The sequence below is a fragment of the Rhizobium atlanticum genome, assembly GCF_030182485.1.
In the GTDB taxonomy this organism is placed as follows: Bacteria; Pseudomonadota; Alphaproteobacteria; order Rhizobiales; family Rhizobiaceae; genus Rhizobium.
In genome coordinates, this window is record NZ_JAQJCJ010000001.1 from 141,597 (window position 1) to 154,898 (window position 13,302).

At 62.4% G+C, this 13,302-nt stretch carries 8 protein-coding genes; 3 read left to right on the forward strand and 5 right to left on the reverse strand.

All coding sequences use genetic code 11. The features are described 5' to 3' along the window. Positions 1-4: 4 nt before the first annotated feature. Together PH551_RS00695 and PH551_RS00700 are read right to left on the reverse strand one after the other, a co-directional pair. On the reverse strand, positions 5-1,351 hold the full coding sequence (locus PH551_RS00695; protein WP_285191475.1) for a sigma-54-dependent transcriptional regulator: 1,347 nt from the start codon (positions 1,349-1,351) through the stop codon (positions 5-7). A 3-nt stretch (positions 1,352-1,354) separates the two neighbouring features. Next, entirely contained in the window at positions 1,355-3,229 is a 1,875-nt protein-coding gene (locus PH551_RS00700) for a sensor histidine kinase (RefSeq protein ID WP_285191476.1), read from the reverse strand. A 225-nt stretch (positions 3,230-3,454) separates the two neighbouring features. Between PH551_RS00700 and PH551_RS00705 the strand changes: the two genes are divergently transcribed. Continuing rightward, positions 3,455-4,789, forward strand: coding sequence for a dicarboxylate/amino acid:cation symporter (locus PH551_RS00705; RefSeq protein ID WP_285191477.1), 1,335 nt, complete (start codon positions 3,455-3,457; stop codon positions 4,787-4,789). Positions 4,790-5,032: 243 nt separating this feature from the next. Here the strand turns inward: PH551_RS00705 and PH551_RS00710 are convergent, their stop codons facing one another. Both PH551_RS00710 and greA read right to left on the reverse strand, forming a co-directional pair. Then, a complete protein-coding gene (locus tag PH551_RS00710) occupies positions 5,033-6,091 on the reverse strand; it encodes a glycosyltransferase family 4 protein (protein WP_285191478.1) in 1,059 nt (352 codons plus the stop codon). 26 nt (positions 6,092-6,117) lie between these two features. Then, complete coding sequence (greA, locus tag PH551_RS00715; RefSeq protein WP_085778873.1) at positions 6,118-6,594, reverse strand: transcription elongation factor GreA; 477 nt, start codon at positions 6,592-6,594, stop codon at positions 6,118-6,120. A 266-nt stretch (positions 6,595-6,860) separates the two neighbouring features. On the opposite strand from greA, the gene PH551_RS00720 reads away from it, so the two are divergent. Beyond that, entirely contained in the window at positions 6,861-8,093 is a 1,233-nt protein-coding gene (locus tag PH551_RS00720; RefSeq protein ID WP_285191479.1) for a putative DNA modification/repair radical SAM protein, read from the forward strand. Beyond that, a complete protein-coding gene (locus PH551_RS00725; RefSeq protein WP_285191480.1) occupies positions 8,093-9,547 on the forward strand; it encodes a UdgX family uracil-DNA binding protein in 1,455 nt (484 codons plus the stop codon). The genes PH551_RS00720 and PH551_RS00725 overlap by 1 nt, the downstream gene beginning before the upstream one ends. A gap of 109 nt (positions 9,548-9,656) precedes the next feature. Here PH551_RS00725 and carB read toward each other — a convergent pair whose 3' ends face one another. Then, positions 9,657-13,145 carry a carbamoyl-phosphate synthase large subunit gene (gene carB, locus PH551_RS00730; RefSeq protein ID WP_285191481.1) on the reverse strand — a complete coding sequence of 1,163 codons (3,489 nt, stop codon included), beginning with the start codon at positions 13,143-13,145 and terminating at the stop codon, positions 9,657-9,659. Positions 13,146-13,302: the final 157 nt, after the last annotated feature.

Below are 13,302 nucleotides of genomic sequence, written 5' to 3' on the forward strand. Positions count from 1 at the left end.
CAGTCTATTTGCGCGAGGCATAGCCGCCCCGGTTGATGCCGTGGCGCTGCAGCTTGTCGTAAAAGGTTTTTCTCGGAATGCCGAGCGCTTCGATGGTGCGGCGCACGTCGCCGTCATTCGCCGAAAGCGCGTCGCGGATGATCTCCGCCTCGTAGCGTTCCAGCCGTTCGGGCAATGTGCCGCCGGTCGGCTGCGGGGGAACGAGCGTCGCTCCGCCGCCCTCAACGCCCAGCACCACCCGTTCGGCATAGTGGGAGAGCTCGCGGACGTTCCCCGGCCATGCGTGGGTGACAAGATGCCGCCGAACATTCTCGGAAACCTGCGGGACATCGCGGCGGAAGCGCTCGGCCGCGCGGGCGGCGAAATGGGAAAACAGCAGCGGAATATCGTCGCGGCGCTCCCTCAGCGGCGGAATTGAAATCGTCACGACATTCAGCCGGTAATAGAGATCCTCGCGAAAATCGCCGCGCACCTCGGGATCGCCGAGGTCGATCTTGGCGGCTGCGACGACGCGCAGATCCACCGGGCGCACCTCGTTGGTGCCGAGCGGGGTGATTTCGCGCATCTCCAGCACTCTCAGCATCTTGACCTGCGTGGCCAGAGGCATGCTCTCGATCTCGTCGAGGAAAAGCGTGCCGCCGCTTGCATGTTCGATGCGGCCGGTGCGGCGCTTCTGCGCGCCGGTAAAGGCGCCGGCCTCGTGGCCGAACAGCTCGCTTTCGATGACGGTTTCGGGTAGCGCCCCACAGTTCAGCGCCACGAAATTGCCTTTCCGGCGGTGGCTCCACTGGTGCAGGATCTGCGCGACCACTTCCTTGCCGCTGCCGGTCTCGCCGGCAACGAGCACGTCGACGTCGGTATCGGCGATGTGGCGAAGAATCTTTCTGAGATTCTCCATGACGGGCGTCTGGCCGATCAGCGGCAAAGTCTCCTGCGCATCTTCGGCTGCTTTGCGCAGCACGCGGTTTTCCAGAACGAGCCGACGTTTTTCGCTGGCGCGGCGCACGCTCTGGACGAGCCTGTCGGCAGGGAAGGGCTTGGCGATGAAATCATAGGCGCCATCCTGAATGGCCTGTACGGCCATCGGAATATCGCCGTGGCCGGTCATCAATATCACCGGCAGGTCGGCATCCATGCCTTGCAGCATGGCGAAGAGTTGCAGCCCGTCGATCTCGGGCATGCGAATATCGGTGACGACGGGGCCGGCGAAATCCGCCGGCAGGTCCGCCAGCGCCGCCTTGGCGCCATCATAGGCGAAAACGGAGAAGCCGGCGAGCTCCAGCGTCTGGGCTGTGGCGCGGCGCAGGTCCCTGTCGTCGTCGATCAGCGCAACCGGGCTCCGTGTGTCCATGACCTAAGCCTTCCTCAGATGAACGATGAACCGGCTTCCTTCGCCGTTGCTCTCAACCTCCATCCGGCCGCCGTAATCGCCGACAATATCCTTGGAGATGACGAGCCCGAGGCCGAGACCACTCTCCTTCGATGTGTTGAACGGCGTGAACAGGCCCTTGCGTATTTCAGGCGAAATGCCGGGGCCGTTGTCGACGACCGTCAGGGTCACCATGTCCGCATCGGTTGATGTTCTGACCTCGACGCGCCCCGCCTCAGCCTTCGGCGCCACTGCCTCCAGGGCGTTCTGAAGCAAATTGATGAGCACCTGCTCGAGGCGGATCCGATTTCCCATGACCTGCAGCGCGGCCGGCGGCAGCTCGATGTCAAGCGTATCCATGCGGCCGGCAAAGCGGCTGCGCAACAGCATCACCGCACCCTCGATGACTTCCCTCACGCCAGTCGGCTCGGCACTGCTGCGGCCCTTGCGGGCGAAGGTCTTCAGCTCCTCGGTGATCGTGCCGATGCGCTCTGTCAGCGCTGCGATGTTCTGAAGATTTTCGCAGGCAGGCGCGGTTTGGCCGCGCTCGAGGAAGGTGCGGGCATTATCGGCATAGGCGCGGATGGTCGCCACCGGCTGGTTGATCTCGTGGGCGACGCCGGCGGCCACCTGACCCAGGATTGCCAGCCGGTTGGCCTGCACCAGATCCTGCTGTACCGCCTGGAGCTTCTGCTCCGTGCTGCGGTGACCGGTGATCTCGGCCTGCAGGCGATCCCGCGCCTGGCTGAGATCGAGCGTCCGCTCGGCTACGCGCCGTTCCAGTTCTCCGCGCGCCTGCTGTTCGCTGAAGATCCTGAGCGTGATCGTCTGGCGGCGGCGCAGGAGGAAGGCGGCGCCTGCCAGAACCGGCAAAAGCAAGAGCAGCGCCAGCATGCGCGTTTCGCGGACCGCCGCATCGACGGACGGCCCCAGCGCTACAAGATGCTGCAGATGCCACCTGGTTGCGGGGACTGGCATAGCGACCCCAAGGAAGCTGGTTTTTCCTGCGCCGCCGGGCATGACGATCTCGACGACGTCAAGCCGGTCGCCCAGATGTCGGACGATATCGAGCGGCAATGGCTGAAGCGGCGCATCACCAAATTGCAGGCTCTCGCGGATCGCCGTCAGCCGATCCTCGGCGATCCGGCCGATCGTCATGAACCGCCATGAGGGAACGCTTGTTATGAGGACGATGCCGCGATCGTCGATGACGTAGGACGGTGCGCCCGAGGCATTCCAATCCGCCTCGACATCGTCGAATTCCACCTTGACGACGACGACGCCCAGAAGACCGCTGCTGCCTGATATCCGCTGGGAAATATAAAGGCCCGGCTTCTTGCTGACCGTCCCGAGCGCGAAATGCTCGGCCTGTCCTTCCGTGACCGCGCCCTGGAAGTATTCGCGAAAACGATAGTCATTGCCGACGAAGCTCGTCGGTTCGCGCCAATTGCTGGCCGAAACCGCGATGCCGTTCTTGTCTATGACGTAGATGACGGCAGCCTTCGTGCCGGCGGCCAGCGTCTCCAGCTTCCGGCTGAGCTCATTGAACGTGGCGGCGTCGCGCCCCGCCAAGGCGGCGGCGAGCGCGGTATCCTGCGAAAGAACGAAGGGCAGCGCCCGGTATTTTTCGAGGACCGTGCGCAGCAGCGCTACATTCATTCTCGCATCGGTGCGTGCTTGTTCCTCCAGGGCCGCCTCTGCCCGGCGCCGGCCGATCTCGCCGCTGACCCAGAGGCATGCGACGACGGCTGAGAGGGCGAGCACTGCATAGGCCCACCACATCCGGCGGATGCGGTGCTGCAAGGGCAAGGAGGGCCAAGGCCTTTGCGAGACTGACAAGGACATGGGGGATTTGTGCATCTTTCCGCACGAGACGCAAATAGATTTGTGTGGTTTTTCGCATCTCCTGAAAGACCCAAGGGCCTATGGAAAGTTTTTACCCAGGAAATACAACGCTCTAGAAAGGCTACCCGAAACTGGCACGGCGCTTGCGAAAAGAGATGGCAACAACGGCTGAGCTGTTGGAGTGAAGCGAACGGCTCGGGAGGCCGGAGTTCGTTCCGGACGAGCCTTTAGGAGGACATCATGATCGCAGCACCATTCGATGCAGTCGCGGACAGCAAGCGCAGAAAACCCTTTTATGCCCATCTTTACGTTCAGGTTCTCGCCGCCATCGCCGCGGGTATCCTGCTCGGCCATTTCTACCCCGAACTCGGCACGCAGCTGAAGCCGCTCGGCGATGCCTTCATCAAACTCGTCAAGATGATCATCGCGCCGGTCATCTTCCTGACGGTTGCGACCGGTATTGCCGGCATGAGCGACTTGAAGAAGGTCGGCCGCGTCGCCGGCAAGGCAATGCTCTACTTCCTGACCTTCTCGACCTTGGCGCTCGTCATCGGCATGGTCGTCGCCAATGTCATTCAGCCCGGCGCCGGCATGAATATCGATCCGGCTTCGCTCGACCCGAAGGCCGTCGCCACCTTTGCCGAGAAGGCGCATGAGCAGAGCATCGTCGGCTTCCTCACGAACATCATCCCCACGACGATTGTCGGCGCCTTTGCCGATGGCGATATTCTGCAGGTATTGTTCTTCTCGGTGCTGTTCGGCATTGCGCTCACCATGGTCGGCGAAAAGGGTGAGCAGGTCGTGACCTTCCTCAATGCGCTGACGGCTCCTGTCTTCAAACTTGTCGCCATCCTGATGAAGGCTGCCCCGATCGGCGCCTTCGGCGCCATGGCATTCACCATCGGCAAGTACGGCATCGGATCGATTGCCAACCTCGCCATGCTGATCGGCACCTTCTACATTACCTCGCTGCTCTTCGTTCTGGTCGTGCTCGGCGCCGTCGCCCGCTATAACGGCTTCTCGATCCTGGCGCTGCTGCGCTACATCAAGGAAGAGCTGCTGCTGGTTCTCGGCACCTCGTCGTCCGAGGCCGCACTGCCAGGGCTGATGAACAAGATGGAAAAGGCCGGCTGCAAGCGCTCGGTCGTCGGCCTCGTCATCCCGACAGGCTATTCCTTCAATCTCGACGGCACCAATATCTACATGACGCTGGCCGCCCTTTTCATTGCCCAGGCAACCGGCATCCAGCTCTCCTGGGGTGATCAGATCCTGCTGCTGCTCGTGGCGATGCTGAGCTCGAAGGGGGCTGCTGGAATCACCGGCGCCGGCTTCATCACGCTTGCCGCGACGCTCTCCGTCGTGCCCTCCGTGCCAGTCGCCGGCATGGCGCTTATCCTCGGCATCGACCGCTTCATGTCGGAATGCCGGGCGCTGACCAACCTCGTCGGCAATGCGGTCGCGACGATCGTCGTGGCACGCTGGGAAAAGGAACTGGATACCGCGCAGCTCGCAGCAGCTCTCGGCGGCCAGACGGAAGAGGGCGTCCCGGCCGGCGGACTTCAGCCCGCCGAATAGACCAGCCGATCGTCGGTAATCCTTGCAGCGGCCCGTTCCACAAGGGGCCGTTCGCGTATCGAGAATTTCATTCTCTCGTCGTCATTCCCGGCCATTATGCAGCCTTGTGCCCAGGATCTGCTACCGACCCGAGGCAGATGCTCCGGACAACCGGGGGACAAGCCCGAGCATGATGAAGGAGGGTCGGCGGACTTTCTTCAGCGGCCCCAGGTCCGTTATCCAACGAGCCCGGTTCCGTTCCGCTCAGCCGCGATTATCGCCGAGTAGGCGATCGTAGACGGCGCCGATCGCGTTTGCTTCCTTCTCCAGAGCGAAATTCGACCTGACGTGGCGCAACGCATTCTCGCCATGGGCAATCGCGAGAGTTGGATTTGCGATGTAAGGGGCGATGGCCCGCGTCAGCGCCTCACCATCGCCGGCGGCCACCACCGAGCCGGTCTCGCCTTCGGCGATGAGTTCGGCATAGGCGCCGGCGTCCGATGCCACCACCGCGGTCCGCGACGCCATGGCTTCGAGCGGCGTCAGACCGAAGCCCTCATTGCGGGAAGGGGCTACGTAAAGCGTCAAACGGCGATACCAGATTTTGATATCGGGCACTTCACCGAGGAAAAGGATACGGTCGGCGAGGCCCGCGGCGGCGACATCGGCCTTGAGCTTTTCGCCGAAGGCGGTGTGCTCCGCCGTCACGCGGCCGGAGACGACGGCCGTCCATTCGGGGTGCTGCGGCAAGAGGTCGATCATCGCTTGGACGAAGAGATCGGTGCCTTTCTGATGACGCACGCGGCCGAAGCAGCCGACGAGATAGCGTCCGCGCAGCCCGGTGGCGCCAATGCCATCGTCGGCCGTTTCCGGCGGGTGGAACAAGGAAAGGTCGACGCCGTGCTGGATGACCGTGTGAGGCACCTCGAGAAAGGAGCCGGAACGGTCGCTGGTCGCGATTACCGCATCCATGCGGCGGATCAGCCATTTCGTATAGGCGGTGTGACGGCGTTGCGCGGCCGAGGTGAAGAGCAGCTTCAGCGGCATGCGCAGGACATGACGAAGCAGGATGCCGACGGCCATCTCATTGTTGCGGCGGGCGTGCCAGACGCGGTGACGGCGCCGGGCCGGCGGGCGCCAGAGCCCGAAAAGCTGCGCCCAACTCAGTTTTGGCAGGCCCTCCGGCAGGCCCGGCCCGAGCGTTGCTATGCGCATGCCAAGCCGAATCTGACATGGGATGAGCTGGACGATGGTCGAGGTGACGCCGGAGAGCCGGCGCTTGAAATTGGGCGCGATGATCTCGACGTCACGAATGTCCGGCAAGGATGGATCTCATGTCTGGCGGGCGATCAGCCCCAGGAAACCTGGAGGATTTCGTAGGCCTTGGAGCCACCGGGCGCGTTGACCTCGATGGAATCGCCGACTTCCTTGCCGATCAGCGCACGGGCGATCGGGGAGGAGATGGAGATGCGGCCGGCCTTGACGTCGGCTTCCTGGTCGCCGACGATCTGGTAGGTCTTTTCTTCCTCGGTGTCCTCGTCGACGAGCTTCACCCTGGCGCCGAACTTGATCTTGTCGCCCGACATCTTGGTGAGATCGATAACCTCGGCGCGCGCCGTCAGGTCTTCCAGCTCGGTGATGCGGCCCTCGTTGTGGCTCTGGGCTTCCTTGGCGGCGTGGTATTCGGCATTTTCGGAAAGGTCGCCATGGGCACGGGCTTCGGCGATCGCCTCGATGATTCGGGGACGCTCTTCCTGCTGACGCCAGCGCAGTTCTTCCTGCAGCTTGACGAAACCACCCTGTGTCATCGGTACCTTATCAACCATTTTTCTGTCCTTCACTCCTTGCGGCCGCCCGTCTTGCGTCAGCACAGTCAGGCACACACAAAAGAAAACAGGTCCCGAAGGGGAGCTTCGGAACCGTGCCACAATCATAGTTGCATGCTTATAGCAGATCGCCACGGCTGATTTCCAGAAAATTCGCATAAATGAAACGCAACCCGCTGGTACGTCAGGTAATGTGCGCCAAAACGGGGCAGAAGCGGGGACGTCGGGATTGACTTTGCGGCCGAGAACATATAGTGAACATACTAATGAAGAAGTCGCTAACCGAACGCTTGGCCATCCTTTCAGACGCTGCGAAATACGATGCTTCCTGTGCTTCTAGCGGCACGGTGAAACGCGATTCGAGCAGAAGCGGCGGACTGGGTTCGACCGAGGGATCCGGCATCTGCCATGCCTATGCTCCGGATGGGCGGTGCATTTCCCTTCTGAAGATCCTGCTGACCAATTTCTGCATCTATGACTGCGCCTATTGCGTCAATCGCTCCTCCAGCAATGTCGAGCGGGCACGCTTCACGGCGGAGGAAGTCGTCTGGCTGACGCTGGAATTCTACCGCCGCAACTATATCGAAGGCCTCTTCCTTTCCTCCGGCATCATCCGCTCTTCCGATTATACGATGGAGGAGATGGTCCGCATCGTCCGCGAACTGCGGGTGACGCATAGTTTCCGGGGCTACATCCATCTCAAGGCGATTCCCGAGGCGTCGCCGCATCTGATCGAGGAGGCGGGGCTTCATGCCGACAGGCTGTCGCTCAATATCGAGCTGCCGACCGATAGGGGGATTACCCGTTTCGCACCGGAGAAGAAGCCTGCCAGTATCAGGCGATCGATGGGGGACCTCCGGCTCAAGATCGAGGCGGCCAGTGAGCCGACATTAAAGACGAGGAAACGACAGCGTTTCGTCCCGGCCGGCCAGAGCACGCAGATGATCGTGGGCGCGGACGGGGCCAATGACGCCACTATCCTTGCGAGCAGCGGCCGGCTTTACAGCAGCTATGGCCTGAAGCGCGTCTATTACTCCGCCTTCAGCCCCATCCCCGACGCTTCGAAAAACCTGCCGCTGATCAAACCGCCGCTGATGCGAGAACACCGGCTCTACCAAGCAGACTGGCTGTATCGGTTCTACGGTTTCGGCATCGAGGAAATCACCGCAAGCCAGGCGGACGGCATGCTTGATCTCAATCTCGATCCAAAGCTTGCCTGGGCCCTTGCCAACCGGGGCGAGTTTCCGGTCGACATCAACAAGTCTGAGCGTGAGCGACTGCTGCGTGTGCCGGGCCTCGGCACCAAAACTGTGAAGGCGATCGTTTCGGCGCGCCGTTTTCGTCGCCTGCGGCTCGATGATCTCTCCCGGCTCGGCGTTTCGATCAAGAAGGTCCAGCCCTTTATCGCCGCGGAAGGCTGGTCGCCAAGGCGGCTGATCGACCGCCCGGACCTGCGGGCCATGTTCGAGCCGCAGCCCGAACAATTATCGTTGCTATGATGCGCCGGGTGGTTCTCGCAGGACGCGGAGATCTTGCCGAATGGCGTGACGCGGCACGCGCCCTGGCGGCCGCCGGCATATTGCCGGAGGAGATCGATTGGCGCGAAAGGAGCGCCGAGGCCGATCTGTCCTTTCAGCGGGACGCCATGCCGCCGGCGCCCGCGACGACACGCAAGCCGATGACGGTGCCGCCCGCCTTCATAGGGCTTGCTGAGACGGTTCTCTGCCATTCCGATCCGGCGCGATTCTCTCTGCTGTACCGTCTGCTCTGGCGGCTGCAGATGGACCGGCAACTGCTGGAGGTGACGTCCGATGAGGATGTCGTGCGGGCCAAGCTGATGGCGAAGAGCGTTCGGCGCGACGCTCACAAGATGACGGCCTTCGTCCGTTTCAAGGAAGTTGGTGCGGTATCGGCAGCACGTCGGAAATTCCTAGCCTGGTTCGAGCCCGACCATCATATCGTCAGGCGCACGGCTCCGTTTTTCCAGCGCCGTTTTAACGACATGGACTGGCTGATTGCTACGCCCAAGGGGTCGGCCGCCTGGGAGGGCGAGCGCCTGACAATTGCCGACGAGCCATGCGACAGACCTAATCTCAGCGATGCCACCGACGAGCTCTGGCGTACCTACTACGCCAACATCTTCAACCCGGCGCGATTGAAGGTGAAGGCGATGCAGACGGAGATGCCGAAGAAGTACTGGAAGAACCTGCCGGAGGCCGATCTCATTCCTGGCTTGATTGCATCGGCCGAAAGCAAGGTGCGGGAGATGGCAGCGCGGGAGGCGACGCAATCGCTGCCGTTCCACGACCGCTTGCAGCAGGCGGCACGCAATCTCCCCGCAGAACCTGAGGCTCCAGCGGGCACGCTGGAAGCACTGCGCGCGGAAGCCGCCATCTGCACGCGCTGTCCGCTGCATGCCAATGCCACCCAGACCGTGTTCGGGGAGGGGCCGCGCGATGCGCAGGTGATGTTTGTCGGCGAGCAGCCGGGCGACCAGGAGGATATTGCCGGCCGCCCCTTCGTCGGACCTGCCGGCAGGCTTCTCGATCAGGTGATAGCAGAGGCCGGCATCGACCGATCGAGGCTCTACGTCACCAATGCGGTCAAACATTTCAAGTATGAGCCGCGTGGCAAGCGGCGCATCCACCAGAAGCCCAATATCAGCGAGGTGAAGCATTGCCGCTGGTGGCTCGATCGGGAGCTGGCGCTGATCAAGCCGAAACTGATCGTCGCAATGGGGGCGACGGCGCTTGCGGCGCTGACCGATGTGAAAGAACGGCTGCAGGATGTCAGGGGAAGGGCGATGGCGATCGAAGGAGGGCGTACGCTCTTCGTCACCGTGCATCCATCCTATCTGCTGCGCATTCCTGACGAGCGGCTGAAGGCAGAGGAACTGGCGCGGTTTCGCGAGGATATGATGGAAATTCAGCGGTTTATGGTCTTAGCCGGATAAATTGATTCCGGCGAGATAGCGCCAACGCCCATTAAGCGATGGCGCTATCTCCTTGTTTTTACGCAATCCAGCAAGACTGCAGCACAGTTCTGCTGGAATTGCTCCCATGTCAGGCGAAGTAGCTCTGCAGCGGCCGGACTTCGAGATTGCCCGCCCTCAGCGCCTTGATCGCCTGAGCGGCGGCTTCGGCGCCGGCCATCGTCGTGTAATAGGGCACCTTCTGCATCAACGTCGCGCGGCGCAGTGACTTGGAATCCGAGATCGCCTTGTTGCCGTCCGTGGTGTTGATGACGAGCTGGACCTGGCGGTTGCGGATCGCGTCCTCGATGTGCGGACGGCCTTCCAGGACCTTGTTGATCTTGGTGGCGGTGATGCCGTTTTCGCCAAGGAAGCGGGCGGTGCCGCCGGTTGCCAGCACCTTGAAGCCTTCTTCGACGAGGATGCGGATCGCCGGCAGCACGCGCGCCTTGTCCTCATCACGCACGGAGACGAAGACTGTTCCATCACGCGGCAACTCGACGCCGGCGCCGAGCTGCGACTTGGCGAAGGCCAGGGCAAAATCGGTGTCGAGGCCGATCACTTCGCCGGTCGAGCGCATTTCCGGGCCGAGCAGCGTGTCGACGCCGGGGAAGCGGGCGAAGGGGAAGACGGCTTCCTTGACGGCGATGTGGGTGAGCTTACGCGGATCGGGCTTCTGCCCATAGGCGGCGAAGGTCGCGTCGAGCGTCTCGCCGGCCATGACGCGGGCGGCGATCTTGGCGATTGGCGCACCAATGGTTTTGGCGACAAAGGGCACGGTGCGCGAGGCGCGCGGATTGACTTCGAGCACGTAGACAGTGCCGTCCTTGATGGCGAACTGGACGTTCATCAGGCCGCCGACATTGAGCGCCTTGGCCATGGCTTTGGCCTGGCGCTCCAACTCGTCGAGCAGTTCGACCGGCAGCGAACGCGGCGGCAGCGAACAAGCGCTATCGCCGGAGTGGATGCCGGCTTCCTCGATATGCTCCATGATGCCGGCGACATAGACGTCGGTGCCATCGGAGAGGCAGTCGACGTCGACTTCGATCGCGTGAGTGAGGTAGCTGTCGAAGAGCAGCGGATTCTTGCCGAGCAACGTGTTGATCTGGCCGGTCTTGTCGTTGGGATAACGCTGCTTGATATCCTCAGGCACCAGTTCCGGAACCGTATCGAGAAGGTAGGTCTGCAACTGGCCTTCCGAATGCAGGATCTGCATGGCGCGGCCGCCGAGCACGTAAGACGGGCGAACGACCAGCGGGAAGCCGATCTCGGCGGCGACCAGGCGGGCCTGCTCGACCGAATAGGCGATGCCGTTGTTCGGCTGGTTGAGATCGAGTTTCATCAGAAGCTTCTGGAAGCGGTCGCGGTCTTCGGCAAGGTCGATCGCGTCAGGTGCTGTGCCGAGGATCGGAATACCGTTCTTCTCGAGCGCCTCGGCAAGCTTCAGCGGCGTCTGGCCGCCGAACTGGACGATGACGCCGACGACTTCGCCCTTCTCCTGTTCGGCGCGCAGGATCTCGATCACGTCTTCGGCCGTCAGCGGCTCGAAGTAGAGGCGATCCGACGTGTCATAGTCGGTCGAGACGGTTTCGGGGTTGCAGTTGATCATGATCGCTTCATAGCCAGCATCCTTCAGCGCGAAGGCGGCATGGCAGCAGCAATAGTCGAACTCGATGCCTTGGCCGATGCGGTTCGGGCCGCCGCCGAGGATGACGACCTTCTTGCGGTCGGAGACTTGAGCTTCCGAGCGGGCGGCGCCGACGAAGGGCGTCTCGTAGGTCGAATACATATAGGCCGTAGGCGAAGCGAATTCGGCCGCACAGGTGTCGATACGCTTGAAAACCGGACGCACGTTCAGGCTGTTGCGGAGTTCCGCGACTTCCTTCGGGCGCTTGCCGGTCAGGGTCGCCAGCCTCGCGTCGGAGAAACCCATGGCCTTCAGCATGCGCAGGTTCGCGGCATCGCCGGGCAGGCCATGCTCGCGGATGCGGGCTTCCATGTCGACGATATTCTTGAGTTCGGCAATGAACCAGGGATCGATCTTGCAGCCTTCATGCACCTCTTCGATGCTGAGGCCCTGGCGCAGCGCCTGGGCGACCATGCGCAGGCGGTCCGGCGTCGGCGTGCCGATGGCTGCGCGGATGGCGTTCTGGCTGGATTCGCCTTCTTCGAAATCGGGGATCTCGATTTCGTCGAGGCCGGTCAGGCCGGTTTCGAGGCCGCGCAGCGCCTTCTGCAGCGATTCGGCAAAGGTACGGCCGATCGCCATGACTTCGCCGACCGATTTCATCGCCGTCGTCAGGACCGGCGAGGCGCCGGGGAATTTCTCGAAGGCGAAACGGGGGATCTTGGTGACGACATAGTCGATCGACGGCTCGAAGGAAGCCGGCGTTGCGCCGCCGGTGATGTCGTTTTCCAACTCGTCGAGCGTGTAGCCGATGGCGAGCTTCGCGGCGACCTTGGCGATCGGGAAGCCGGTGGCCTTGGAAGCGAGTGCCGAGGAGCGCGAGACGCGCGGGTTCATTTCGATGACGACGAGGCGGCCGTCCTTTGGATTGACAGCGAACTGGACGTTCGAGCCGCCGGTCTCGACGCCGATCTCGCGCAGCACCGCGATCGAGGCGTTGCGCATGATCTGGTATTCCTTGTCGGTCAGCGTCAGCGCCGGAGCGACGGTGATGGAATCGCCGGTATGAACGCCCATCGGATCGATGTTCTCGATCGAGCAGATGATGATGCAGTTGTCCGCCTTGTCGCGGACCACTTCCATTTCATACTCCTTCCAACCGAGCACCGATTCTTCGATCAGCACTTCGGTGGTCGGCGAAGCATCGAGACCGCCGCCGACGATCTCGAAGAATTCCGAGCGGTTGTAGGCAATGCCGCCGCCGGTGCCGCCGAGGGTGAAGGAGGGGCGGATGATGGCGGGCAGGCCGACATGGTCGAGTGCCTGGGCGGCGATCGCCATGGCATGGTTCAGGTAGCGCTGCTTGCGGTCGCTCTCGCCAAGATTCCACTGGTTTTCCAGCTCGTCCAGCGCCTTGTCGAGGTCGGGACCGGAGAGGCTTTCGCGCAGTTTGGTGCGCTCGGCCTCGTGCGTCTTGCGGTCGAGATCCTTGATGTCGGTGGCGTTCGCCAGCATCGAGCGCGGCGTTTCAAGGCCGATGCGTGCCATCGCCTCGCGGAACAGCGCGCGGTCTTCGGCCATGTCGATGGCCGCCGGCTTGGCGCCGATCATCTCGACATTGTAGCGGTCGAGCACGCCCATGCGCTTCAGGGATAGGGCGGTATTCAATGCCGTCTGGCCGCCCATGGTCGGCAGCAGCGCGTCCGGGCGCTCCTTGGCGATGATCTTCGCGACGACTTCCGGGGTGATCGGCTCTACGTAAGTTGCGTCTGCCAGCCCGGGGTCGGTCATGATCGTCGCCGGGTTGGAGTTGACGAGGATGACGCGGTAGCCTTCCTCTCTCAAAGCCTTGCAGGCCTGGGTGCCGGAATAGTCGAATTCGCAAGCCTGGCCAATGACGATCGGTCCCGCGCCGATGATGAGAATCGATTTGATGTCTTGGCGCTTCGGCATGGCGATATCCATTTTCTGGCTGCGCAGAAAACCGGCCAGGGTGGGAGATCACCGGGTCGGTTGCGCATGCTGGGTCTTTTCAGGCTAGAAGCGGCTTATAGGCAAATGTATTTGCAAACGGAACCCCATAAATCGCGGAATCGACAGGAATTCGAAC

What these genes read in the sequence shown, in the direction of transcription:
- carB (WP_285191481.1), bottom strand. Translation starts at nt 13,145, where the DNA reads ATGCCGAAGCGCCAAGACATCAAATCGATTCTCATCATCGGCGCGGGA.
- PH551_RS00720 (WP_285191479.1), top strand. Translation starts at nt 6,861, where the DNA reads ATGAAGAAGTCGCTAACCGAACGCTTGGCCATCCTTTCAGACGCTGCG.
- greA (WP_085778873.1), bottom strand. Translation starts at nt 6,594, where the DNA reads ATGGTTGATAAGGTACCGATGACACAGGGTGGTTTCGTCAAGCTGCAG.
- PH551_RS00700 (WP_285191476.1), bottom strand. Translation starts at nt 3,229, where the DNA reads ATGCACAAATCCCCCATGTCCTTGTCAGTCTCGCAAAGGCCTTGGCCC.
- PH551_RS00705 (WP_285191477.1), top strand. Translation starts at nt 3,455, where the DNA reads ATGATCGCAGCACCATTCGATGCAGTCGCGGACAGCAAGCGCAGAAAA.
- PH551_RS00725 (WP_285191480.1), top strand. Translation starts at nt 8,093, where the DNA reads ATGCGCCGGGTGGTTCTCGCAGGACGCGGAGATCTTGCCGAATGGCGT.
- PH551_RS00695 (WP_285191475.1), bottom strand. Translation starts at nt 1,351, where the DNA reads ATGGACACACGGAGCCCGGTTGCGCTGATCGACGACGACAGGGACCTG.